The following is a 22,935-nucleotide window of genomic DNA, read 5'->3' as shown; positions in this document are numbered from 1 at the left end:
AGGGGAGACAGAAATGAAGAAAACGTATTGTCATTCCGGAGAGAAGGACTCAGAAGCGGTCTACTTAACTGTGAGAGGCTATCGAATTAAGCTGTCGCCTGAACAAATGAAACTGATTTCTACCGTAAGATAGTAAACATACAGAACAAAGGCAGCCACACAAGCGGCTGCCTTTTTGATTTAAGAATACTTTCTTTTCCGCTGTGCGAAATGCCTTTGAAACCAATCTTTCTTATATAAAAATGCGATGATCTCCAGCCAAAAAACCGGAATCTTTTTGGGGAATATCGGTTTTTTGTAGAGTGAATGATATGCTGATTTTAAGTCGTCCCACTGCGTGCATGTTTTTGTCTGCTCAAATCTTGCAACATCAATCACCCGCACCGCTCCGGTTTCTGTCAATATCAGATTCCGCAAATGAATGTCTGACGGATTCAGTCCGGCTGCCCGGGCGTCAGAAAGCGCTTCTTCAACCTGCTGAATCATGTCATCACTGATTGCAATGCCTTTCTTCAGACAGTTATAAAAGGTTTCACCTTTAATATATTCCATGAGAATAAATGAATCGCCAGTTTCGTAAATGTCAGGATAGAATGCGGACCCGGCTAATTTTTCATAGATCGCGGCTTCTTTGACTGCTGTCGCTTGATACTCCGGAAAAAATACTTTCAGCGCCATTTTCCGGCCGCCTTCTGTTAAGGCAAATACATAGGCGCTTCTACCCTTGCCGATTAGTGTTAATTCCTCGGATTTCTCTTTGACTTTATCAAATCTGCTGTTTTTGCGGTATATGACTGAATGGGCCAGTTCCTCTGCTTTTGTCAGCATTTCATTCACCTTCTTTGCTCTATTTTATGCAGTCGTTTATAGGAAAATCATAAACTGTTCAGGAAAAAGAGCCTAATTCTAGTGTATCTGGTCTTGGAGAAGAAGGCTACTTATAAGCATAAATTGTGATAAAAGAGACATAGAGCGTTTATTTCCATTCTTGAAAAGCGCTTACAAATGGGATAGTATTAATTTTAAATAAAGCGCTTTCGTGAATATTCAAGGGGGAACATGCGATGACAAAACAGATTGTGACAGGGATTATCGGTGCAGGCCGCATCGGCAAACTTCATGTTCAAAATATAAGCCGGATTCCTCACATGAAATTAAAAGCAATCTCTGATATTCAGGCGAGCCGTATAAAAAGCTGGGCCGACAGTCATCAGATTGAATACATAACTTCTGATTATCGTGATTTATTACATGATCCTGAAATTGATGCTGTTTTTATTTGCTCACCTACAGCCGTACATGCTCAGATGATCAGAGAAGCAGCCGAAGCGAAAAAGCATATTTTTTGTGAGAAGCCAGTTAGTTTCTCTCTAGATGAAACAAGAGAAGCGCTTGCGGCCGTCCGGAAACATGGAGTAACACTTCAAGTCGGTTTTAACCGCCGCTTTGATCCTCATTTTAAGAAAATCAAAACAGTTGTTGAAAATGGTGAAATCGGTACACCTCACTTATTAAAAATCACGTCTCGGGATCCAGAACCCCCGAATATAGATTATGTCCGCATGTCAGGCGGCTTGTTTATGGATATGTCAATCCATGATTTTGATATGGCCAGATATATTATGGGAAGCGAAGTGACAGAAGTGTATGCAAAAGGGGCGGCTCTGGTGAATCCTTCTTTTGCGGAGCTGGGCGATATTGATACAGCTGTTATTACACTGACTTTTGAAAACGGTGCCATGGCCGTGATTGATAACAGCCGCCAAGCAGTGTACGGATATGACCAGCGGGTAGAGGTTTTCGGGACGAAAGGCTCTGCAGCGGCGGACAATAGCAGGCCGACGACGGTTGAAGTGTCAACCGCTGATTTTGTGATGAAGGATAAACCGCATTTCTTTTTCCTTGAACGCTATAAGGATGCGTATGAGGAGGAGATTCTCCGTTTTGCAGAAGCGATCGGCACAAATCAGGAGACTGCCTGCACCGGCAATGACGGTTTACAGGCCGAACGGATTGCAAGAGCAGCACAGCAATCGCTTGCTTTTGGCATGCCTGTCAGTATTGAGCACACTGAAAAAATCGCTTTTTAATCAAAAAGGATTACAATTCCGCAAGCTTGGGTATATACTCCATTGATACTTTAAGTAGGCGGTGGAGAAAATGAATACAGTACATGCTAAAGGAAATGTTTTGAACAAAATCGGAATTCCTTCTCACATGGTTTGGGGTTATATTGGCGTTGTCATCTTTATGGTTGGAGACGGCCTCGAACAAGGCTGGCTGTCGCCTTTTCTCGTGGATCATGGTCTCAGTATGCAGCAATCCGCATCGTTATTTACCATGTACGGCATTGCTGTCACCATCTCGGCTTGGCTTTCAGGAACGTTTGTGCAAACGTGGGGGCCGAGAAAAACGATGACGATCGGATTGCTTGCGTTTATCCTCGGTTCGGCCGCTTTTATCGGCTGGGCGATTCCACATATGTATTATCCGGCTCTCTTAGGTAGCTATGCCCTTAGAGGCTTGGGATATCCGCTGTTTGCATACTCTTTTCTCGTGTGGGTATCATACAGCACCTCTCAAAAAATTCTCGGAAAAGCTGTCGGCTGGTTTTGGTTTATGTTTACGTGCGGCCTTAACGTACTCGGCCCGTTCTATTCCAGCTATGCGGTTCCTGCCTTTGGAGAAATCAATACGCTTTGGAGTGCATTGCTGTTTGTGGCGGCAGGCGGATTTCTGGCCTTATTTTTTAATAAAGATAAATTTACCCCAGCAAAAAAACAAGATCAGCCGAAATGGAAAGAACTGTCGAAGGCATTTACAATTATGTTTGAAAACCCTAAGGTCGGCATCGGCGGAGTGGTCAAAACGATTAATGCAATAGGACAATTTGGATTTGCCATCTTTCTTCCGACTTATTTAGCACATTACGGGTATTCGGTTTCGGAATGGCTGCAAATTTGGGGGACGCTGTTTTTTGTGAATATTGTGTTTAATCTTATTTTTGGCGCAGTTGGAGATAAACTTGGCTGGCGCAATACCGTCATGTGGTTTGGCGGTGTCGGATGCGGCATTTTTACGCTGGCGCTTTATTACACGCCTCAGCTGATCGGGCATCAGTATTGGGTGATGATGATGATCGCCTGCTGCTACGGCGCGGCATTAGCCGGCTACGTTCCATTAAGCGCTCTTTTGCCGACGCTTGCGCCTGATAATAAAGGCGCTGCCATGTCAGTGTTGAATTTGGGATCTGGTTTGTGTGCGTTTATCGCGCCGGGTATCGTGAGCCTTTTCATTGGACCGCTCGGTGCAGGCGGCGTAATTTGGATCTTTGCGGCATTGTATTTTTTCAGTGCTTTTCTGACGCAATTCTTGACAATTCCTGAGCAAAGAACAGATGTGTATACGGAGGAACGGTTTATCAGGGAAAATGTGCAGACAAATTTTGATAAAACGGTTAAGCAGTAGCCTCTTTGGTCAAACTAATCATAAACGTGTGCAAAGAGGTGTAGAGGGTGAAACGATTCAGCACGGCGTATCTTTTGCTGGGCATTCTTTGCTCAGCCGCAGTATTTCAAATAGGCGCTCCTTCCCGCGCGCTTGGCGCGGAAGTGGAGCACTATGAACCGCTGCAGGTGCATGTGCAGCTTGAAAAGGTGTATTTGGACGGCGATGTCAGCATTGAGCATAAGCGTGAAAAAGTGCTTTCCATGGATGATTTTTGGGCGGCTTATGCCGGATGGACGCTTGTGGAACAAAAAAAGGGATATGTGCTCTTCCGGAAGCAAATGGACGATATTTCTCCGCTCAGCAAAGTGAACGGGTATATCGGTGTATCGGATAATGGAGTGATTTCCACTTTTCATGGGCGGCCTGAGCCAGCTTCCGAACCCATTCAGTCTTTTTTTCAAATTGATTTAGAAAGGCTGGAAAGCCACATGCAAAAAAATCTGTTGAAAGGCATTCCTTTTCGGACAAAAGCGGAGTTCGAGGATGTCATCGAACATATTAAGACATACAGCGGGTAACGTCATCTGATTGAAGACATGTATTCATGTCTTTTTTTTCGTGAAAGAATGAGAGAGAAGCGAACGTATGTTAACTTTTCTATAAGACTTTGGCTGTTTTTATGGTACAATGAAGAACAGTCAAAGAGGTGAATGTGCGTGATTGAATTTGTTAAAGGGACGATTGATTATGTATCTCCCCAATATATCGTCATAGAGAACGGAGGCATCGGCTATCAGATTTTTACGCCGAATCCGTTTATATATAAGGAGAGAAACCAAGAAACGATTTTTACATATCATCATATCAGAGAGGATGCTTTTTCGCTTTACGGTTTTTCAACGAGAGAGGAGAAGGCGCTCTTTACAAAGCTGTTAAACGTGACCGGAATTGGGCCGAAAGGAGCACTTGCCATCTTGGGATCGGGTGATCCGGGAGCGGTCATCCAAGCAATTGAAAATGAGGATGAAGCTTTTTTGGTCAAGTTTCCTGGAGTAGGAAAGAAAACCGCACGCCAGATTATTCTAGATTTAAAAGGAAAGCTGGCAGATGTTGTGCCTGAAATGATTGAAAATCTGTTTAATCATGAAGAAAGGCTTGAAAAGCAAACAGCGGAAACGGCTCTCGAAGAAGCACTTGAAGCCCTCAGGGTTCTCGGATATGCTGAAAAAGAAATCAAAAAGGTGCTTCCTCACCTTAAAGAAGAAATTGGGCTGACAACAGACCAATATGTGAAAAAAGCATTACAAAAACTATTAAAGTAAGGTGATGTTCATGGATGAACGGCTCGTCTCAAGTGAAGCAGACAACCATGAATCAGTGATAGAGCAAAGCCTGAGGCCGCAAAATCTGGCACAGTATATCGGACAGCATAAGGTGAAAGAAAATTTACGCGTGTTTATAGATGCGGCGAAAATGAGACAGGAGACGCTGGATCATGTTCTTCTGTACGGGCCGCCCGGACTTGGAAAAACAACGCTGGCTTCCATTGTTGCAAATGAAATGGGAGTGGAATTGCGGACGACATCAGGGCCTGCGATTGAAAGGCCTGGTGATTTGGCTGCTATATTAACGGCGCTTGAACCGGGAGATGTATTATTTATTGATGAAATACATAGGCTGCACAGATCGATTGAAGAGGTGCTTTATCCTGCAATGGAAGACTTTTGCCTGGATATTGTGATCGGCAAAGGCCCTTCTGCCCGCTCAGTGCGGCTTGACCTGCCGCCGTTTACGCTGGTGGGAGCTACGACGAGGGTAGGGCTATTGACGGCTCCTTTAAGAGACAGATTCGGCGTCATGTCACGCCTTGAGTACTATACACAAGAAGAACTGGCCGATATTGTCACGAGAACTGCGGATGTATTTGAGGTTGAGATTGATAAACCGTCTGCTCTTGAAATTGCAAGGAGATCTAGAGGTACGCCGCGCGTGGCGAACCGCCTGCTGAGAAGGGTGCGCGATTTCGCCCAAGTCCTGGGTGACAGCCGGATTACGGAAGACATTTCTCAGGATGCGCTGGAGCGGCTTCAGGTTGACCGTCTCGGTTTGGATCATATTGATCATAAGCTGTTGATGGGCATGATCGAAAAATTTAACGGCGGGCCAGTGGGCCTTGATACGATTTCCGCTACGATCGGCGAGGAATCGCATACGATTGAAGACGTATATGAACCATATCTGCTGCAAATTGGATTTATCCAAAGAACGCCGCGTGGAAGGATCGTGACACCGGCCGTTTATCAACATTTCCAAATGGAGGCTCCCCGATATGACTGAGTTTCCTAAGATCATGATGATTCTTGGTGCTGTTTTGCTTATCATCGGAGCAGTTTTACATTTTGTCGGCAAGCTGCCGGGAGATATTTTTGTGAAAAAAGGAAATGTCACGTTTTTCTTCCCGGTTGTCACTTGTATTATCATAAGTGTGGTATTATCAATTTTGCTTAATCTTTTCGGCAGAATGAAATAACAAAAGACTAGAATAAAGGTGAAGTTATCATGAAAGTCGATTTATTTGATTTTGAACTACCGGAACGTTTAATTGCACAAGTACCGTTGGAGCAGCGCGATGCTTCAAGGCTGATGGTGCTTGATAAACATACAGGAGAGCTGACTGACAGCTCGTTTAAACACATTATCAGCTTTTTTAACGAAGGTGATTGTCTTGTGCTGAACAATACCCGTGTGCTGCCTGCGCGGTTATTCGGCACAAAAGAGGATACCGGTGCGAAAGTGGAGCTTCTTTTGCTGAAACAAGAAACTGGCGATAAATGGGAAACGCTTGCCAAACCGGCGAAACGGGTGAAAAAAGGAACCGTTGTCACATTTGGAGACGGAAGATTGAAGGCAGTTTGCACGGAAGAGCTGGAGCACGGCGGCAGAAAAATGGAATTTCAATATGACGGTATTTTCTACGAGGTGCTGGAATCCCTTGGAGAGATGCCGCTTCCGCCATATATCAAAGAACAGCTTGATGACAAAGAGCGCTACCAGACCGTGTATTCAAAAGAAATCGGCTCTGCCGCTGCGCCTACAGCAGGCCTTCACTTCACGGAAGAAATTTTACAGCAGCTGAAAGATAAAGGTGTGCAAATTGAGTTCATCACACTCCACGTTGGCCTTGGAACATTTCGCCCTGTGAGTGCCGATGAAGTGGAAGAGCATAATATGCATGCAGAGTTTTATCAAATGTCGGAAGAAACGGCTGCGGCTTTAAACAAAGTAAGAGAAAATGGCGGCAGGATCATTTCTGTCGGCACGACCTCGACACGCACGCTTGAAACGATTGCCGGGGAACATGACGGGCAATTTAAAGCATCGAGCGGCTGGACATCTATTTTTATTTATCCAGGCTATGAATTTAAAGCCATTGACGGAATGATTACAAACTTCCATTTGCCGAAATCGTCATTGATTATGCTGGTCAGCGCGCTTGCTGGAAGAGAAAACATTCTGCGTGCCTATAACCATGCGGTGGAAGAGGAATACCGTTTCTTCAGCTTCGGAGACGCGATGCTGATTATCTAATTTGAGAACAGGAGGCCTCATTAAAAGTGGCTGAACAACCAATACGCTATGAATTTATAAAAGAATGCAAACAAACAGGAGCGCGGCTGGGCAAAGTGCATACGCCTCACGGCTCCTTTGAAACGCCGGTTTTTATGCCGGTCGGCACACTGGCGACAGTCAAAACAATGGCGCCTGAAGAGCTGAAAGCAATGGATGCGGGCATCATTTTAAGCAATACCTATCACCTATGGCTGCGACCGGGTCACGATATTGTCAAAGAAGCGGGCGGGCTTCATAAGTTTATGAACTGGGACCGCGCCATTTTAACAGATTCAGGCGGTTTTCAGGTCTTTTCTTTAAGCAAGTTTCGTAATATAGAGGAAGAGGGCGTCCATTTTCGCAACCACCTAAATGGGGACAAGCTGTTTTTATCTCCGGAAAAAGCGATGGAGATCCAAAACGCACTCGGCTCCGATATTATGATGGCGTTTGACGAATGCCCGCCATACCCGGCAGAGTACGATTACATGAAACGGTCAGTTGAGCGGACAAGCCGCTGGGCGGAACGCTGTCTGAATGCTCACAACCGTCAGGATGAACAAGGACTGTTTGGTATTGTTCAAGGCGGAGAATATGAAGATCTGCGCACACAAAGTGCGAAGGACTTGATTTCCCTTGATTTTCCGGGATATGCTATAGGCGGATTGTCTGTCGGTGAACCGAAGGATGTGATGAACCGTGTACTCGAGTTTACAACACCGCTCTTGCCGAAGGATAAACCGAGATATTTGATGGGAGTCGGTTCTCCGGACGCGCTGATCGACGGAGCAATCCGCGGGGTCGACATGTTTGACTGTGTGCTGCCTACTCGGATTGCAAGAAATGGCACAGTGTTTACAGCTGAAGGACGACTCAATATGAAAAATGCGAAATTCGAAAGAGACTTCCGTCCGATTGATGAAGAGTGTGATTGCCATACATGTAAAAACTACACTCGCGCGTATATTAGGCACTTGATTCGCTGCAATGAAACATTTGGCCTTCGATTAACAACTTACCATAACCTTCATTTTCTGTTACACTTAATGGAGCAGGTAAGACAGGCTATTCGCGAGGATCGTCTGGGTGATTTCAGAGAAGAGTTCTTTGAGCGTTACGGCTACAACAAGCCAAATGCGAAAAGCTTCTAAATAAACAATAACAGGCTTACAGAAAGGGGTGAAAATGATGACTGGCACTTTAGGCACATTGGTTCCTATTATTTTAATGTTTGCGGTCCTTTACTTCTTGCTGATTCGTCCTCAGCAAAAGCAGCAAAAGGCTGTACGCCAAATGCAGGAGGAACTGAAAAAAGGCGATTCAGTAGTGACAATCGGGGGATTGCACGGTACTGTTGACTCTATCGATGAGAGCAAAGTCGTAATTAAGACTGGTGAAAACACACGTCTTACGTTCGACCGCCGTGCGATCAGAGAAGTTTCTGCTGCTGAATAACAGCAGGAGCTATACATAGCAAACAAAAAAAGAGCGGGTGAGCCCGCTCTTTTTTATGTGGAAGACCTGTTTCCCCTTATGTTTACACCGAAAATCCCGCCCAGCATGCACACCCCTAAAAACCCCAGATGGAAGAGCAGCTGTTCTGCCGTAAATGTCTTTCCAAATCCTAAATACTGAAACAATAAAATAATCAGTGAAAAACTTAAAGCAGTCAATGCGCCAATCATCCAGCCTCTTTCCTTGCCTTTCCCGCCTGAAATGAATCCGCCAATAAATAAAGAGAGAAATGAGATAGCGGTGATCAGCCAGTTAAATGATGACTCTTCCAGCGAGGTTGCGGTCAATAAAAGTGAAACCGCTAAACTTGTCAGGAGCATGGCTGAAAATATGGCGATTAAGCCGTAAAGAATGCCTTTTCCAATTTGTTTCGTTTCCTCCATGATTGTCTCCTCTCTGCCTGTATTAAAAGGCTTCTGTTCTTTTTGTGCAAAACCGTCAGACATGCTGATGGCTCGTCTTTGTAAAAATGTATTCCCTTAACCCTTGAATTAGACGTAAAAGCTTTATGAAATACAATCGGTTTTTCTTACATAAATTGTTCGTTTTGTTGCATCCTATGATGAGTCGGAGGTGCATGATGGAAGAGCTTCTCACTATTACGTTTCGCACAATCGTATTGTATTTTGTGATACTGATCATTTTTCGTTTCATGGGCAAACGGGAGATCGGGGAGCTTAGCATTTTAGACCTCGTTGTCTTTGTCATGATGGCTGAAATTGCCGTTTTGGCCATAGAAAACGTAGAAGATCATTTGTTTCACACCATTTTGCCAATGCTTGTATTAATGGTTATTCAAGTGACATTCGCATACTTATCTTTAAAAAACCGAAAAGTCCGCCAGCTTCTTGACGGTAAGCCGACCATAATTATTAAATATGGGAAAATTGACGAAGACGCGATGAGATCACAGCGGTATAATTTTGATGATTTAATGGTTCAGCTCAGAGAAAATAGTATCGACAGAGTAGCTGATGTATCATTTGCGATTTTAGAACCGTCGGGCAAACTGACTATTGTAAAGAAAGAAAATAGCGGAGAGCATCGGCAGCTCGACTTGCCGCTCATCCTTGACGGCTCCATTCAAACCGAAAACCTGTCCAGAATCGGTAAAGATAAACAATGGCTGCTTGGAAATTTGCAAAAACACGGGTACACAGACCCTTCAGATATTTCATTTTGCTCGTTTACAGACGGAGAATTATTTATTGATGAAAAAGATGGGCACCGTACGTGACCATTATCGGATGATCAAACGTCCGATAATAGGAATGCGGCGAAGCTCATCTTTTTTAATTAAACGGAAAACGAGCAGGAGGGCAATGTAAATAGCGGCGCTCACCGCAATCCATCCGGCGAGATTCACAGCCTCGGATGCTCCAAAACGAATATATTGTTTGATGGCGGAGCTGATGAATCCGCTAATCACAATAACAGCGAAGCTGAGTGCGTATTCCTTAATTTTAATGCTGATCGGCAGCACTTTGCTTACGGTTGCTGCATGCAATAGCGTGACGAGCACCATGCCTGTAACAATGGCCAATGCCGCCCCCATAATGCCAAGAGACGGCCTTGTGGCTAGGACAAAAATAAGACCTGTTTTGACAAGCGCTCCGATTAAGCTGTTCATCATCGCAGCTCCTGCCAAATTAAGCGCCTGCAGCACAGCTTGAAGTGGGCCTTGGAAATAATAAAGCAGAAAAAACGGGGCCATCACTTTTATAAATACAGCTGCGCTTGAGGAACCGTACATCACTCTCATCAGCTCATCCGCATATACAAATAAAATAACAACTGAAATGCCTCCGCTAAGTAGACAGAGACGCATCGCCTGTTCCAAGCGGTATTCCACCACCTGCAATTTTTTCTGTTCCATTCCTTCACTGATCGCAGGAACAAGCGCGGTCGACAAAGAATATGTAATAAAGCTGGGCAGAGTCAGCAGGGTCATGGCAAAGCCGGTCAGTTCACCGTATTGCTTTGTTGCGGAAATTGTCGCCACACCTGCAATGGCAAGGCTTTGAGCGACGAAAATTGGCTCGAAAAACCAAGAGAGGTTTCCGATAAAGCGGCTCCCCGTAGTTGGAAGGGACACGCTCATTAATTGGGTAAAGGTTTGTTTTCCGTTTTTAATTGACTGGAAAAAATGCTTTCTGATTTTAATTGTTTTTTTATACTTAAAGCAAACGAATAAATAAAGAAGGGATGCCAGCTCACCTGCCACTGAGGATAGCATGGCCCCCGCTGCAGCATATTCAATTCCGTAAGGGAGAAAAATCGTTGTGCAGACAGCCACGAGTGAAATACGGACGACCTGTTCAAGGACTTGTGACATAGCGAGCGGATTCATATTCTGTTTTCCTTGAAAGTACCCCCTCAGCACACTCGATATAGCAATAATCGGCACGACCGGCGTAATGGCCAGAAGCGGGTACAGTGTTCGCTTATCTGTCAGCATCGTTTCAGCCATAACCGGGGCGAAAAACAGAAACAGCGGTGTAAAGATGAGGCTGAGCACTCCCGTGATGGTCAGAGACATGACTAAAATGTTTTTCGTTTTTTGATGATCTCCGCGCGCACTGGCTTCAGCGACAAGCTTGCTGATCGCGACCGGCAGACCGAATTGAGTTAATGTAGTGGCCAAGAAAAAGGTAGGCGCCGCCATCATGTAAAGCCCGACCCCTTCTTCACCGATAAACCGGGCGATAACCACCCGGTTGACAAACCCGAGCATTCTTGTAACCATTCCTGCTGCGATAAGAATAAGAGTGCCCTTTAAAAACGTCTGTTTCGCCATTTTTACCCCCTGCCTTCTCAAACTACCTGGAATCATATACAATAAAGATATGCGTATATATCGTCCAAGCATGACAAGTCTTCATGAAAAACAATAAAAAAGGAGCGTGGAATTCATGGAGAAGCATCCCGCCGATCTATATAAAGACCACATCAGGCCGTTTCTTTACAGCAAACTGGAAGAGTTTAAGATTCTCGGGTATGATGATGTTGAACTTGAAAGTTTGTGGTCATACTTAACAAATAAGAAGTGGAAAAAGAAAATGGAACTGAACATTTATGAACTGGCGAGTGATATCTTATCAGTGAAAATTGGCGAATTTATGAATTATGCAACCGTTGAGTCATTCAAAACGTCTAATTGGCTGGGCAGTGAAGAAGGACAGGAAGCATTGGAAGAACTGCTTAGATAGCAGATTGATTCGCACAGGTTTAAGGGAGGATATACATAATGAAAAAAGGACGCTTGATTGCGTTTTTCCTTTTCGTTCTATTGATCGGCACGGGCTTGGGCTACTTTACGAAGCCTGCTGCGAACAATATTACGTTAGGATTGGATTTGCAAGGCGGATTTGAGGTGCTGTATGATGTACAGCCTGTAAAAAAAGGTGACAAAATCACAAAAGACGTTCTGGTCAGCACAGTAGAGGCGTTGAACCGCCGGGCCAATGTTCTCGGTGTCAGCGAACCGAACATCCAAATTGAAGGAAATAACCGGATTCGCGTTCAGCTCGCTGGGGTGACAAACCAAAACAGAGCGCGTGAAATTCTGGCTACTGAAGCGCAGCTTTCTTTCAGAGATACGAATGACAAAGAATTGCTGAATGGCTCTGACCTCGTCGAAAATGGGGCTAAACAAACATATGATGCTAGAACAAACGAACCTATTGTTAGTATTAAATTAAAAGATGCTGATAAATTTGGTGAAGTGACCAAAAAGGTCATGAAGATGGCGCCAAACAACCAGCTTGTCATTTGGCTGGATTACGAAAAAGGGGACTCCTTTAAAAAAGAAGTTCAAAAAGAGCATCCTAAATATGTATCAGCTCCAAATGTAAGTAAGGAATTGAACACAAAAGACGTTACGATTGAAGGACAATTTACCGTTCAAAAAGCGAAAGATTTAGCAAACATTTTAAACGCCGGCGCGCTTCCTGTAAAACTGACTGAAAAATATTCAACATCAGTAGGCGCACAATTTGGACAGCAAGCTCTCCATGATACGGTGTTTGCCGGTACTATCGGTATCGCAATTATTTTCTTATTTATGCTTTTCTATTACCGTCTGCCGGGATTTATCGCGGTGATTACGCTATCCGTTTATATCTACATTACACTCCAGGTCTTTGACTGGATGAATGCTGTACTTACGCTTCCGGGGATTGCCGCGCTCATTTTAGGGGTAGGGATGGCGGTTGACGCCAACATCATCACCTATGAGCGGATTAAAGAAGAGCTTAAGCTAGGCAAGTCAGTCCGTTCTGCCTTCCGTTCAGGAAACAGACGATCATTTGCGACGATTTTTGACGCGAATATTACAACCATTATTGCAGCGGTTGTGCTCTTTATCTTTGGAACAAGCTCTGTTAAAGGGTTTGCAACAATGCTGATTCTGTCGATTTTGACAAGCTTTATCACTGCCGTTTTCCTATCAAGATTTCTCCTTTCTCTCCTTGTGGAAAGCAGATGGCTTGACCGGAAAAAAGGCTGGTTCGGCGTTAATAAGAAGCATATTATGGATATTCAGGATACGGACGAAAATACAGAGCCGCATACGCCGTTCCAAAAATGGGATTTCACGAGCAAACGCAAATATTTCTTTATTTTCTCCACTGCGGTCACGATTGCCGGGATTATTATCCTGCTTGTGTTCAAGCTGAATCTTGGCATTGACTTCGCAAGCGGCGCACGGATTGAAGTGCAAAGTGACCATAAGCTGACGACAGAGCAAGTTGAGAAGGATTTTGAATCTCTGGGTATGGACCCTGATACTGTTGTTCTGTCGGGTGAAAAGAGCAATATCGGTGTTGCCCGTTTTGTTGGAGTGCCTGATAAAGAAACGATTGCCAAAGTAAAAACGCACTTTAAAGACAAATACGGAACAGAGCCGAATGTCAGCACAGTTTCACCGACAGTCGGAAAAGAGCTGGCAAGAAATGCGCTGTACGCAGTTGCAATAGCTTCTATTGGCATCATTATTTACGTTTCAATCCGATTCGAATACAAAATGGCGATTGCCGCAATCGCTTCACTGCTTTATGACGCATTCTTTATCGTCACGTTCTTCAGTATTACAAGGCTGGAGATTGATGTTACGTTCATCGCGGCCGTCCTGACGATTATCGGGTATTCGATTAACGATACAATTGTTACATTTGACAGGATTCGCGAGCATATGAAAAAGCGCAAGCCGAAAACATTTGCCGACCTGAACCATATTGTAAACCTGAGCCTGCAGCAAACCTTTACACGATCTATTAACACTGTATTAACTGTCGTGATCGTTGTTATCACTTTGCTGATCTTTGGAGCATCTTCTATTACAAACTTCTCAATTGCTTTATTGATCGGGCTGTTAACAGGCGTTTATTCCTCTCTATACATTGCCGCACAAATTTGGCTTGCATGGAAAGGGAAAGAATTGAAAAAAGACTCGGGTCAATAAAACATATCAGGCTGTCCTCTGCAGGACAGCCTGTTTTTTGAAGTTTCATTGAACTTAAAACAGGCATTTGCTATAATGACATACGCTTACATTTAAACATATATATGGTGTTAAACGTGTTTGTGACTGGTTTTCAGATATGTAGGAGGGTTTATATATGAGGGTTCGCGAATCAGAGCTGCCGGGCATAGGACAAAAAGTTGAAATGGTTACTAGAAACCGTGATAAAATTTCAATTATCATTCATCATGACGGACGGAAAGAGCTTTACTATTTTGACGAAAACGACCATGAAGAATGTGTTGCCTCCATGCAGCTTGATGACGCTGAAGCAAGGCAGATTTCTGCAATTCTTGGCGGAATGGCATATAAACCGAAAGCAATAGAACAGGTCGAGTCAGCCCTTGATGATTTCATGATAGAGTGGTGTAAAGCAGAAGCGGGAGCGCCTGCCATTCATCAGACGATTGGTGATTTGGATGTGGGGCAGGAATATCATGTGACGGTCATTGCAATGATTAAGAAGAATCAGGATAAACAACTAAATCCGAGTTCTGAAACAGTCATTGATGAAGGCGATACACTTGTCATGTCCGGTGAGGGAAGCGGACTGAAGAGGCTGATCCGGGAAAAATTGACCGCAAACATGGCTTAACATAGTATTAAGCCATGTTTAAAACCAGTCTTGATAGGGAAAGTTACCTCAATAAGAAGTTTGGGGGAAAGAGAATGAATAAACAATGGACCATTATTTTCGCACTTATTTTCACCTTAATTGTCGCTATTTTTGCAGTTATTAATGTTCGATCCGTAGAAGTTGATTACCTGTTTGGCAGGTCAGAATGGCCGCTTATTCTTGTTATTTTAGGCTCGGTTTTAATGGGAGCGCTCATTGTATTTTCTGTCGGCGTTTTTCAGGTGATGAAATTAAAGCGGGAAATCAAAACGCTGCGGAAAGAAAATAGAACTGCAATCCATAAACAAGAGGATACCCAGCTTGCTGATCAGACCGACACACAGGATGCTTCAGCCATGATTGAGAAAAAAGACTAGTTTTCGAATATTATTTGAAACCCTTCAGCCTGCTCTAGTATAATAGGGTGGTTGAGGGGTGAATTTATGTTAGCGTCAAAAATGCGATGGGAAATCCAGCGACCAGATCAGGATAAGGTCAAATCACTCACAGAACAATTGCATATAACACCTCTTGTTGCGTCCCTGCTTGTAAAAAGAGGCTTTGATACGGCAGAAAGCGCTAGGCTGTTTTTACATACAAAGGATGCCGATTTTTATGATCCTTTTGAAATGAAAGGCATGAAAGAAGCGGCAGATCGAATAAAACAGGCGATTTCACAACAAGAACAGATTATGATATATGGCGATTATGACGCCGATGGGGTTACCAGTACGTCAGTGATGCTTCACACGCTGCAAAAACTATCGGCTCAAGTTGATTTTTATATACCTGACCGTTTTAAAGAAGGATATGGACCTAATGAACAGGCGTTTCGTTCGATTAAAGAACGGGGCTTCTCTTTGATCATTACGGTTGATACAGGAATTGCCGCTGTGCATGAAGCGAAGGTGGCAAAAGAACTCGGACTGGATGTCATCATTACAGATCATCATGAACCGGGACCGGAGCTTCCGGATGTCCATGCGATCGTCCACCCGAAGCAGCCGGGCTGCACTTACCCGTTTAAAGAGCTTGCAGGGGTCGGAGTCGCGTTTAAGCTGGCCCATGCTTTATTGGGTGAACTTCCGGATGAACTGCTTGACCTGGCGGCAATCGGCACCATTGCTGACCTTGTCCCGCTGCATGACGAAAACAGATTAATTGCAACACTAGGACTTGAAAGGCTCCGGCGGACAAACCGGCTCGGCTTAAAAGAACTGATTAAGCTGTCAGGCGGAGACATCGGAGAAGCGAACGAAGAAACTGTCGGATTTCAGCTCGCTCCAAGGCTGAATGCCGTCGGAAGAATCGAACAGGCGGACCCAGCTGTTCATTTGCTCATGTCAGAGGATTCGTTTGAAGCGGAAGAGCTTGCCGCAGAAATTGACCAGCTGAACAAAGAGCGCCAAAAAATGGTCAGCAAAATGACGGATGAAGCGATTGAAATGGTTGAACGGCAAGGGCTCGATCAAACTGCAATTGTCGTGGCAAAAGCCGGATGGAACCCGGGAGTCGTCGGGATTGTGGCCTCAAAGCTTGTGGACCGTTTCTATCGCCCTGCTATTGTGCTTGGCATTGATGAAGAAAAGGGGATCGCTAAAGGTTCGGCCCGAAGCATCAGGGGGTTTAATTTATTTGAGAGCCTTTCTGAATGCAGAGATATTCTTCCTCATTTCGGCGGCCATCCAATGGCAGCGGGGATGACGCTCAAAGCCGAGGATGTGCCGAATTTGCGAAGCAGGCTGAATGAAATAGCGGACAATACGCTTACGGAAGAGGATTTTGTTCCTGTACAGGAAGTAGACCTTGTCTGCAGCGTCGAGGACATTACAGTTGAAAGCATCACAGAAATGAACATGCTTTCTCCTTTTGGCATGCTGAACCCGAAACCGCACGTTCTCGTAGAAAACGCAGTACTGGAAGATGTCCGCAAGATAGGGGCAAATAAAACTCATGTCAAAATGACGATCAAAAATGAGTCGTCTCAGCTTGATTGCGTCGGTTTTAATAAAGGTGAGCTCGAAGAAGGCATCGTACCGGGATCAAGAATTTCCATTGTCGGTGAGATGTCAATCAACGAATGGAACAATCGGAAAAAACCGCAGCTTATGATAAAGGACGCCGCTGTTTCTGAATGGCAGCTATTTGATTTAAGGGGAAAACGGACGTGGGAAGATACAGTTTCCGCCCTTCCATCTGCTAAACGGGCCATTGTCTCTTTCAAAGAAGACTCAACAACACTTCTTCAAACTGAAGGCCTTCGTCAAGAAGTGCAGGTCATCAGCTCAGAAGATCAAGCAAAGGCGTTTGACCTCGATGGTGCATATATTGTATTGCTGGATCCGCCGCCTTCGTTGGACATGCTCGCACGTTTGCTGGAAGGAAAGGCGCCTGAGCGGATATATTTTATTTTTCTCAATCATGAGGACCACTTTTTATCGACTTTTCCCGCAAGAGACCACTTTAAATGGTATTATGCGTTCTTGCTGAAAAGAGGCGCTTTTGATGTGAAAAAACACGGTTCAGAGCTTGCAAAACATAAAGGCTGGTCCGTTGAAACAATCAATTTCATGACAAAGGTGTTTTTTGATCTCGGTTTTGTTAAAATAGAGAATGGTGTGCTGTCTGTTGTGAGCGGAGCAAAGAAACGTGACTTAACAGACTCACAAACATATCAGGCGAAACAGCAGCTGATGGAACTGGATCAAAAGCTGAATTATTCTTCTGCTGAAGAGCTGAAGGAATGGCTGAATAAGCTGATGAAACAAGATTCAGAGGCTTATGAAAGTACGAGGAGGACATAAAACAGATGGATTTAAAACAATACGTAACAATTGTACCGGATTACCCGAAAGAGGGCGTGCAATTTAAAGATATTACAACACTGATGGATAAAGGCGATGTATACCGCTATGCCACAGATCAAATTGTTGAATATGCGAAAGAAAAGCAAATCGATTTGGTCGTTGGCCCTGAAGCGCGCGGCTTTATTATCGGCTGTCCCGTTGCTTACGCGCTTGGCGTAGGTTTTGCGCCGGTCCGCAAAGAAGGCAAATTGCCTCGTGAAGTAATTAAAGTGGATTATGGCTTGGAATACGGAAAAGACGTATTAACGATCCACAAAGATGCGATTAAGCCTGGTCAGCGTGTGCTTATTACAGATGACCTGCTTGCGACAGGCGGCACAATTGAAGCGACAATCAAACTTGTTGAAGAACTTGGCGGCGTTGTTGCTGGTATCGCTTTCTTAATCGAGCTTTCTTACCTTGACGGCAGAGATAAGTTGGAAGATTATGACATCTTAACATTAATGAAATACTAAGGATAATCGCATAACGAAAAAAGCACTCCATGTCAGGGTGCTTTTTTCCTATTGTTTTGCATTTATTTTATATAATATTTGGCTATTTGAACTTCTGCTCTTTACATCTTTCGTTTTTTTCTTGATAATAAACTACAATACAGTTTACATTTTAAAAAAGGTGATTCCATGGCGAACGAACAAGTATTGACTGCCGAGCAAGTTATTGATAAAGCGCGAAGCTATCTATCTGATGAGCATATCGCATTTGTCGAAAAAGCATATCTGTACGCTGAAGATGCTCACCGCGAGCAATACCGCAAATCGGGCGAGCCATATATTATTCATCCGATTCAGGTTGCGGGGATTCTCGTCGATCTTGAAATGGACCCTTCCACAATTGCGGGCGGATTTTTGCACGATGTCGTGGAAGATACAGATGTGACGCTCGATGACCTGAAAGAAGCATTTTCCGAAGAAGTGGCAATGCTTGTAGACGGCGTAACAAAACTCGGCAAAATTAAATATAAATCTCAAGAGGAACAGCAGGCGGAAAATCATCGCAAAATGTTTGTCGCTATGGCTCAAGATATCAGGGTCATATTGATCAAGCTGGCGGATCGTCTTCACAATATGCGGACATTGAAACATCTGCCTCAAGAAAAACAGCGAAGAATCTCCAATGAAACACTGGAAATTTTTGCTCCTTTGGCGCATCGTCTCGGGATTTCAAAAATTAAATGGGAATTGGAAGATACGGCGCTCCGTTATTTGAATCCTCAGCAATATTACAGAATTGTCAACCTCATGAAGAAGAAACGCGCAGAACGTGAGCTTTATGTCGATGAGGTTGTCAATGAAGTGAAGAAACGTGTCGAAGAAGTGAATATCAAGGCTGACTTCTCGGGACGTCCGAAACATATTTACAGCATTTATCGAAAAATGGTGCTGCAAAATAAGCAATTTAATGAAATTTACGATTTGCTGGCTGTCCGTATTCTTGTGAATAGCATAAAGGACTGCTACGCGGTGCTCGGCATCATTCACACATGCTGGAAACCGATGCCCGGCAGATTCAAAGATTATATCGCAATGCCGAAGCCGAATATGTATCAATCGCTTCATACAACGGTTATTGGGCCTAAAGGCGATCCGCTGGAAGTGCAGATCCGCACCTTCGAAATGCATGAAATCGCTGAATACGGGGTTGCGGCTCACTGGGCTTATAAAGAAGGGAAAGCAGCCAATGAAGGCGCAACCTTTGAGAAAAAGCTTTCTTGGTTCCGTGAAATTTTAGAATTTCAAAATGAATCGACAGATGCAGAAGAATTTATGGAATCGCTCAAAATTGATTTGTTTTCTGACATGGTGTATGTCTTTACGCCAAAAGGAGATGTAATCGAGCTTCCGTCCGGTTCTGTTCCGATTGATTTTTCTTACCGGATTCACTCTGAAATCGGCAATAAAACAATCGGTGCCAAAGTGAACGGAAAAATGGTTACGCTTGACCATAAGCTTCGGACAGGTGATATCGTTGAAATTCTCACTTCTAAGCATTCCTATGGTCCGAGCCAGGATTGGGTGAAGCTTGCCCAAACATCCCAAGCGAAGCATAAGATCCGTCAATTCTTTAAGAAACAGCGACGTGAAGAAAATGTCGAAAAAGGCCGTGAACTGGTCGAAAAAGAAATAAAAAACCTGGATTTTGAATTGAAGGATGTCTTAACACCGGAGAATATTCAAAAGGTTGCTGACAAATTTAATTTCTCAAATGAAGAAGATATGTACGCAGCGGTCGGCTACAACGGCATTACAGCTCTCCAGGTGGCAAACCGCCTAACAGAAAAAGAGAGAAAACAGCGCGATCAGGAAGAACAGGAAAAGATCGTTCAGGAAGTCACTGGGGAACCTAAGCCATACCCTCAAGGAAGAAAACGGGAAGCTGGTGTTCGCGTCAAGGGCATCGACAACCTCCTTGTCCGTTTATCAAAATGCTGCAATCCTGTGCCGGGTGATGATATTGTCGGCTTTATCACAAAAGGCAGAGGGGTTTCGGTCCATCGTGAAGATTGTCCGAATGTCAAAACGAATGAAGCCCAAGAGCGGCTGATCCCGGTAGAGTGGGAACATGAGTCACAGGTTCAAAAGCGCAAGGAATACAATGTTGAGATAGAGATTCTTGGGTACGACCGTCGCGGATTGCTGAACGAGGTGCTTCAGGCAGTGAACGAAACAAAAACAAATATTTCATCTGTCTCTGGCAAATCGGATCGCAATAAAGTGGCAACCATTCATATGGCGATTTTTATTCAGAACATCAATCACTTGCACAAAGTCGTCGAGCGTATTAAACAGATTAGAGATATCTACTCTGTGCGCCGCGTCATGAACTAAAGGGGTTAGAAAATGAGATTAGTTGTTCAGCGAGTAACAGAAGCAAGCGTTACAGTGGACGAAGAGGTCGTCGGCAAAATTGGACAAGGCCTCATGGTGCTGGTCGGCATCACTCACGATGACACAGAAGAGGATGCAGCTTATTTAGCCGATAAAGTTGTCAATCTCCGTATTTTCGATGACAGTGAAGGAAAAATGAATCTGTCTCTTTTAGATATAGGAGGAGAAATTTTATCTGTCTCACAGTTTACGCTTTATGGAGATACGAAAAAAGGGCGCCGGCCGAACTACATGAATGCGGCCAAACCTGATAAAGCTTTAGGCCTTTATGAAAAATGGAATGACCTGCTTCGTGAAAAAGGAATCAAAGTAGAGACCGGAACGTTTGGAGCCATGATGGATGTTCAGCTTACAAACTCCGGACCGGTCACGCTTATAATGGATTCAAAATAAAAAAAGCTGCCAAGAGGCAGCTTTTTTTATTGGAAGTACTTCTCTAATCCGCTTTCGATCCCATCTGTTACTTTTTCTTGGTATGAATTGCTATGTACAATGGCTTCTTCCTGCGGATGGCTTACATATCCCAGCTCATACAGCATAGCGGGCTGTCTGTTTTCCCGGAGCACATAATAATCCCCGAATAACACGCCGCGGTCTGGAATGGAAGACCGCTTTACCACTTCAGAGTGTACATCTGATGCGAGTTCCTGATCTTTGGCAGGGCTGTAGTAGTATGCAGTACTGCCTCTTGTAGAGGTATCCGCATAGCTATCATAGTGAATGCTGATAAAGGCGTCAGCGTTGCGATAGTGAGACGTGGAGACCCGTGACTGCAGGCTGACAAAGGTATCATCCTGGCGTGTCACATACACATCTGCCCCAGCCGATCTAAGTTTGCTGGCGAGCAGTTTTGCCGTTTTGATCGTCAGGTTTTTCTCGAATTTCCCCGAATACCCGATTGTTCCGCTGTCTTTTCCTCCGTGTCCCGGGTCAACAATAATCGTTTTATTGTTGAGAGAGCCGTTTCCAGACGGAGAATCAGAGACTGGCGGTTCACCTGCTTCTTCTGCGCTTTTAGATGTTTGGACTACCCAATTGGCTACATAAGCAGTCTGCCCGTTATCAAGCTTGATTTCATACCAGTTTCCCTTTGAACCGGTAATGGTGTATGAATCTCCTTTGGCAGCACGCTCAACGATCGAAGCTGATGTTGACGCATTGCTTCTTAGATTCGTTCCTCCGTACATAATATAGGCTTTTTTAGCGGAGGACGAACTGCTTGCATTTGCCGAATTCTCAGCTGGATCAGAATTAGTCAAAAGGTAATGGCTTGCAACCCAGCCTTTCAGCCCGTTCACCTCAATGTGAGCCCAGCCATTTTTCTCGTTGAGAACCGTCAGTTTCGTTCCGCGGTCAAGTTTTGTTATAATTGCCGCGTCATGTGAGGCGGAGGCTCTTACATTTAGTGAAGAAACACCGACTGTGCCCGTCGTTGACGCACCGGAATCCTCGGTTTGGTCACTCTCATTAGATGCTGAACTGCTGCCTCCTGACGTGACATACTCAGATGACACCCATCCGGTGGCATTTTGATAGGAAATCTTGATCCAGCCAGAATCTTTATCAATGACAGATGCTTGGCTGCCTCGCGGGAATTTGCCGATGACTTCGTATGAAGTACCCGGGCCGGTTCTCATCCGCAGATCGGGGTCTGTTGATGTCACAGTGTCACTGCTTCCTGAAGAGCTTGTGCTGGCCTGATCTTCCTTTGTAATAAGCCAGGAGACTACCCAGCCTTTTTCTCCGGAACCAAGCTGGATCTGCACCCAGTCTCCATCTTCCTTTAAAATGGGATAGCGTTCTCCCTTTTTTACTTCCGCTGTAATGCCGTAGCTAAGCCCCGGGCCGCTTCTGACATTCATTTCATCTGTTGCGATGACTGCTTCTCCTTGAGCGGCTGTAACGGATGAAAATGTCGGGAAAAGCGCTCCGGTGAAAATAATACATACAATAAGGACAAAGTATTTCTTGCTCATTGTGTCCTCCTTTCAGATGATCATTAAAAAAGCATTCTTGTTTAATATCGTAAAGTCCTTTCTGATTTTTAAATAAAAATAAAATGATTTGTTTATACTAGGCGTAAATACAATCAAAAAGGTGTGCAAATCATGAAATATCATCCAAAAATGGGACGGGCATTTCAAGACGGTGAAGCAAATCTGCATTACAGCGATCACGCAGATCCCGATACAACTGGTTATCTAACGGAAACAGCATCTGAATTTGGTCTTATGTCCAAAGAAGCAGCACTTAGGAAAAACAACCGGAATAAAGCTTGACAGAGAACCCCAATCCCATTATTATAATAGAAATTGAGTACATAGCAAATGATGAAAGATTTGAACCAATAATGGAGAAGAGTAGGTCAGATTGCATGGCTAGAGAGGAACCCGCCCCAGGCTGAAAGCGGATCCCATTGCGTCTTTCTCGAAACAACACTCCGGAGGTTTCCTGCTGAACGCGTGAATA

Annotated in this window: 24 protein-coding genes and 1 other annotated feature (1 of these 25 cut by a window edge); of the genes, 20 read left to right on the top strand and 4 right to left on the bottom strand. The window is 44.3% G+C overall.

The annotated features are described in order from the left end of the window. Positions 1-13 precede the first annotated feature (13 nt). Positions 14-133 carry a hypothetical protein gene (locus C1T29_RS15820; protein WP_014664829.1) on the top strand — a complete coding sequence of 40 codons (120 nt, stop codon included), beginning with the start codon at positions 14-16 and terminating at the stop codon, positions 131-133. A 47-nt stretch (positions 134-180) separates the two neighbouring features. Here the strand turns inward: C1T29_RS15820 and C1T29_RS15815 are convergent, their stop codons facing one another. Continuing rightward, positions 181-828 carry a phosphotransferase gene (locus C1T29_RS15815; RefSeq protein ID WP_103749946.1) on the bottom strand — a complete coding sequence of 216 codons (648 nt, stop codon included), beginning with the start codon at positions 826-828 and terminating at the stop codon, positions 181-183. Positions 829-1,064: 236 nt separating this feature from the next. Between C1T29_RS15815 and iolG the strand changes: the two genes are divergently transcribed. From iolG to yajC, 9 genes are all read left to right on the top strand, one after another. After that, complete coding sequence (iolG, locus tag C1T29_RS15810; RefSeq protein ID WP_014664827.1) at positions 1,065-2,090, top strand: inositol 2-dehydrogenase; 1,026 nt, start codon at positions 1,065-1,067, stop codon at positions 2,088-2,090. Between the two features lie 70 nt (positions 2,091-2,160). After that, the gene (locus C1T29_RS15805; protein WP_103749947.1) at positions 2,161-3,468 is read left to right on the top strand and encodes an MFS transporter; all 1,308 of its coding nucleotides are present in this window, start codon (positions 2,161-2,163) and stop codon (positions 3,466-3,468) included. 47 nt (positions 3,469-3,515) lie between these two features. Beyond that, a complete protein-coding gene (gene bofC / locus C1T29_RS15800; protein ID WP_040082284.1) occupies positions 3,516-4,028 on the top strand; it encodes a sporulation cell-cell signaling protein BofC in 513 nt (170 codons plus the stop codon). Positions 4,029-4,166: 138 nt separating this feature from the next. Then, complete coding sequence (gene ruvA / locus C1T29_RS15795; protein ID WP_014664824.1) at positions 4,167-4,772, top strand: Holliday junction branch migration protein RuvA; 606 nt, start codon at positions 4,167-4,169, stop codon at positions 4,770-4,772. Between the two features lie 10 nt (positions 4,773-4,782). Beyond that, on the top strand, positions 4,783-5,787 hold the full coding sequence (ruvB, locus tag C1T29_RS15790) for a Holliday junction branch migration DNA helicase RuvB (protein ID WP_040082286.1): 1,005 nt from the start codon (positions 4,783-4,785) through the stop codon (positions 5,785-5,787). Next, a complete protein-coding gene (locus C1T29_RS15785) occupies positions 5,780-5,980 on the top strand; it encodes a DUF2905 domain-containing protein (RefSeq protein WP_014664822.1) in 201 nt (66 codons plus the stop codon). The genes ruvB and C1T29_RS15785 overlap by 8 nt, the downstream gene beginning before the upstream one ends. A gap of 29 nt (positions 5,981-6,009) precedes the next feature. Beyond that, a complete protein-coding gene (gene queA / locus C1T29_RS15780; RefSeq protein WP_014664821.1) occupies positions 6,010-7,038 on the top strand; it encodes a tRNA preQ1(34) S-adenosylmethionine ribosyltransferase-isomerase QueA in 1,029 nt (342 codons plus the stop codon). A 26-nt stretch (positions 7,039-7,064) separates the two neighbouring features. After that, positions 7,065-8,210 carry a tRNA guanosine(34) transglycosylase Tgt gene (gene tgt / locus C1T29_RS15775; RefSeq protein ID WP_095432356.1) on the top strand — a complete coding sequence of 382 codons (1,146 nt, stop codon included), beginning with the start codon at positions 7,065-7,067 and terminating at the stop codon, positions 8,208-8,210. Between the two features lie 37 nt (positions 8,211-8,247). Continuing rightward, a complete protein-coding gene (yajC, locus tag C1T29_RS15770; protein WP_003237527.1) occupies positions 8,248-8,514 on the top strand; it encodes a preprotein translocase subunit YajC in 267 nt (88 codons plus the stop codon). A 53-nt stretch (positions 8,515-8,567) separates the two neighbouring features. Here yajC and C1T29_RS15765 read toward each other — a convergent pair whose 3' ends face one another. Continuing rightward, positions 8,568-8,957 carry a TIGR04086 family membrane protein gene (locus C1T29_RS15765; RefSeq protein ID WP_168781261.1) on the bottom strand — a complete coding sequence of 130 codons (390 nt, stop codon included), beginning with the start codon at positions 8,955-8,957 and terminating at the stop codon, positions 8,568-8,570. Positions 8,958-9,154: 197 nt separating this feature from the next. Between C1T29_RS15765 and C1T29_RS15760 the strand changes: the two genes are divergently transcribed. Next, the gene (locus tag C1T29_RS15760; protein ID WP_103749948.1) at positions 9,155-9,811 is read left to right on the top strand and encodes a DUF421 domain-containing protein; all 657 of its coding nucleotides are present in this window, start codon (positions 9,155-9,157) and stop codon (positions 9,809-9,811) included. A gap of 3 nt (positions 9,812-9,814) precedes the next feature. Here the strand turns inward: C1T29_RS15760 and spoVB are convergent, their stop codons facing one another. Further along, positions 9,815-11,371: a stage V sporulation protein B gene (spoVB, locus tag C1T29_RS15755; protein WP_103749949.1), complete on the bottom strand. Its 1,557-nt coding sequence runs from the start codon at positions 11,369-11,371 to the stop codon at positions 9,815-9,817. A 115-nt stretch (positions 11,372-11,486) separates the two neighbouring features. On the opposite strand from spoVB, the gene comN reads away from it, so the two are divergent. The 8 genes from comN to dtd all read left to right on the top strand — a co-directional run bounded on the left by comN (position 11,487) and on the right by dtd (position 20,859). Then, the gene (comN, locus tag C1T29_RS15750) at positions 11,487-11,783 is read left to right on the top strand and encodes a post-transcriptional regulator ComN (protein ID WP_103749950.1); all 297 of its coding nucleotides are present in this window, start codon (positions 11,487-11,489) and stop codon (positions 11,781-11,783) included. A gap of 38 nt (positions 11,784-11,821) precedes the next feature. Then, entirely contained in the window at positions 11,822-14,035 is a 2,214-nt protein-coding gene (secDF, locus tag C1T29_RS15745; protein WP_103749951.1) for a protein translocase subunit SecDF, read from the top strand. 157 nt (positions 14,036-14,192) lie between these two features. Continuing rightward, positions 14,193-14,690: a cation:proton antiporter regulatory subunit gene (locus C1T29_RS15740; protein WP_103749952.1), complete on the top strand. Its 498-nt coding sequence runs from the start codon at positions 14,193-14,195 to the stop codon at positions 14,688-14,690. A 74-nt stretch (positions 14,691-14,764) separates the two neighbouring features. Further along, positions 14,765-15,088, top strand: coding sequence for a LapA family protein (locus C1T29_RS15735; RefSeq protein ID WP_095432351.1), 324 nt, complete (start codon positions 14,765-14,767; stop codon positions 15,086-15,088). A gap of 66 nt (positions 15,089-15,154) precedes the next feature. Then, positions 15,155-17,515, top strand: a complete 2,361-nt coding sequence (gene recJ / locus C1T29_RS15730) for a single-stranded-DNA-specific exonuclease RecJ (RefSeq protein ID WP_069149974.1) — start codon at positions 15,155-15,157, stop codon at positions 17,513-17,515. A gap of 5 nt (positions 17,516-17,520) precedes the next feature. Further along, positions 17,521-18,033 carry an adenine phosphoribosyltransferase gene (locus tag C1T29_RS15725; RefSeq protein WP_014477521.1) on the top strand — a complete coding sequence of 171 codons (513 nt, stop codon included), beginning with the start codon at positions 17,521-17,523 and terminating at the stop codon, positions 18,031-18,033. A 168-nt stretch (positions 18,034-18,201) separates the two neighbouring features. Next, positions 18,202-20,406 carry a GTP diphosphokinase gene (gene relA, locus C1T29_RS15720; RefSeq protein ID WP_003229747.1) on the top strand — a complete coding sequence of 735 codons (2,205 nt, stop codon included), beginning with the start codon at positions 18,202-18,204 and terminating at the stop codon, positions 20,404-20,406. A 12-nt stretch (positions 20,407-20,418) separates the two neighbouring features. Next, the gene (gene dtd / locus C1T29_RS15715; protein ID WP_071581519.1) at positions 20,419-20,859 is read left to right on the top strand and encodes a D-aminoacyl-tRNA deacylase; all 441 of its coding nucleotides are present in this window, start codon (positions 20,419-20,421) and stop codon (positions 20,857-20,859) included. A gap of 26 nt (positions 20,860-20,885) precedes the next feature. Here dtd and C1T29_RS15710 read toward each other — a convergent pair whose 3' ends face one another. Then, complete coding sequence (locus C1T29_RS15710; protein ID WP_103749953.1) at positions 20,886-22,442, bottom strand: N-acetylmuramoyl-L-alanine amidase family protein; 1,557 nt, start codon at positions 22,440-22,442, stop codon at positions 20,886-20,888. A gap of 132 nt (positions 22,443-22,574) precedes the next feature. Here C1T29_RS15710 and C1T29_RS15705 point away from each other — a divergent pair, with 132 nt between their 5' ends. Then, on the top strand, positions 22,575-22,745 hold the full coding sequence (locus C1T29_RS15705; protein WP_014664807.1) for a YrzK family protein: 171 nt from the start codon (positions 22,575-22,577) through the stop codon (positions 22,743-22,745). A gap of 59 nt (positions 22,746-22,804) precedes the next feature. Further along, positions 22,805-22,935 (top strand) — a binding site (T-box leader); it runs 102 nt beyond the window's last position.

The sequence above is a fragment of the Bacillus sp. MBGLi79 genome, assembly GCF_002953915.1.
Note: the sequence above shows the minus strand (reverse complement) of the source record. Positions and strands in the feature narration are given on the sequence as shown.

What these genes read in the sequence shown, in the direction of transcription:
- C1T29_RS15820 (WP_014664829.1), top strand. Translation starts at nt 14, where the DNA reads ATGAAGAAAACGTATTGTCATTCCGGAGAGAAGGACTCAGAAGCGGTC.
- C1T29_RS15815 (WP_103749946.1), bottom strand. Translation starts at nt 828, where the DNA reads ATGCTGACAAAAGCAGAGGAACTGGCCCATTCAGTCATATACCGCAAA.
- iolG (WP_014664827.1), top strand. Translation starts at nt 1,065, where the DNA reads ATGACAAAACAGATTGTGACAGGGATTATCGGTGCAGGCCGCATCGGC.
- C1T29_RS15805 (WP_103749947.1), top strand. Translation starts at nt 2,161, where the DNA reads ATGAATACAGTACATGCTAAAGGAAATGTTTTGAACAAAATCGGAATT.
- ruvB (WP_040082286.1), top strand. Translation starts at nt 4,783, where the DNA reads ATGGATGAACGGCTCGTCTCAAGTGAAGCAGACAACCATGAATCAGTG.
- C1T29_RS15785 (WP_014664822.1), top strand. Translation starts at nt 5,780, where the DNA reads ATGACTGAGTTTCCTAAGATCATGATGATTCTTGGTGCTGTTTTGCTT.
- queA (WP_014664821.1), top strand. Translation starts at nt 6,010, where the DNA reads ATGAAAGTCGATTTATTTGATTTTGAACTACCGGAACGTTTAATTGCA.
- yajC (WP_003237527.1), top strand. Translation starts at nt 8,248, where the DNA reads ATGACTGGCACTTTAGGCACATTGGTTCCTATTATTTTAATGTTTGCG.
- C1T29_RS15765 (WP_168781261.1), bottom strand. Translation starts at nt 8,957, where the DNA reads ATGGAGGAAACGAAACAAATTGGAAAAGGCATTCTTTACGGCTTAATC.
- C1T29_RS15760 (WP_103749948.1), top strand. Translation starts at nt 9,155, where the DNA reads ATGGAAGAGCTTCTCACTATTACGTTTCGCACAATCGTATTGTATTTT.
- spoVB (WP_103749949.1), bottom strand. Translation starts at nt 11,371, where the DNA reads ATGGCGAAACAGACGTTTTTAAAGGGCACTCTTATTCTTATCGCAGCA.
- comN (WP_103749950.1), top strand. Translation starts at nt 11,487, where the DNA reads ATGGAGAAGCATCCCGCCGATCTATATAAAGACCACATCAGGCCGTTT.
- secDF (WP_103749951.1), top strand. Translation starts at nt 11,822, where the DNA reads ATGAAAAAAGGACGCTTGATTGCGTTTTTCCTTTTCGTTCTATTGATC.
- C1T29_RS15740 (WP_103749952.1), top strand. Translation starts at nt 14,193, where the DNA reads ATGAGGGTTCGCGAATCAGAGCTGCCGGGCATAGGACAAAAAGTTGAA.
- C1T29_RS15735 (WP_095432351.1), top strand. Translation starts at nt 14,765, where the DNA reads ATGAATAAACAATGGACCATTATTTTCGCACTTATTTTCACCTTAATT.
- recJ (WP_069149974.1), top strand. Translation starts at nt 15,155, where the DNA reads ATGTTAGCGTCAAAAATGCGATGGGAAATCCAGCGACCAGATCAGGAT.
- C1T29_RS15725 (WP_014477521.1), top strand. Translation starts at nt 17,521, where the DNA reads ATGGATTTAAAACAATACGTAACAATTGTACCGGATTACCCGAAAGAG.
- relA (WP_003229747.1), top strand. Translation starts at nt 18,202, where the DNA reads ATGGCGAACGAACAAGTATTGACTGCCGAGCAAGTTATTGATAAAGCG.
- dtd (WP_071581519.1), top strand. Translation starts at nt 20,419, where the DNA reads ATGAGATTAGTTGTTCAGCGAGTAACAGAAGCAAGCGTTACAGTGGAC.
- C1T29_RS15710 (WP_103749953.1), bottom strand. Translation starts at nt 22,442, where the DNA reads ATGAGCAAGAAATACTTTGTCCTTATTGTATGTATTATTTTCACCGGA.
- C1T29_RS15705 (WP_014664807.1), top strand. Translation starts at nt 22,575, where the DNA reads ATGAAATATCATCCAAAAATGGGACGGGCATTTCAAGACGGTGAAGCA.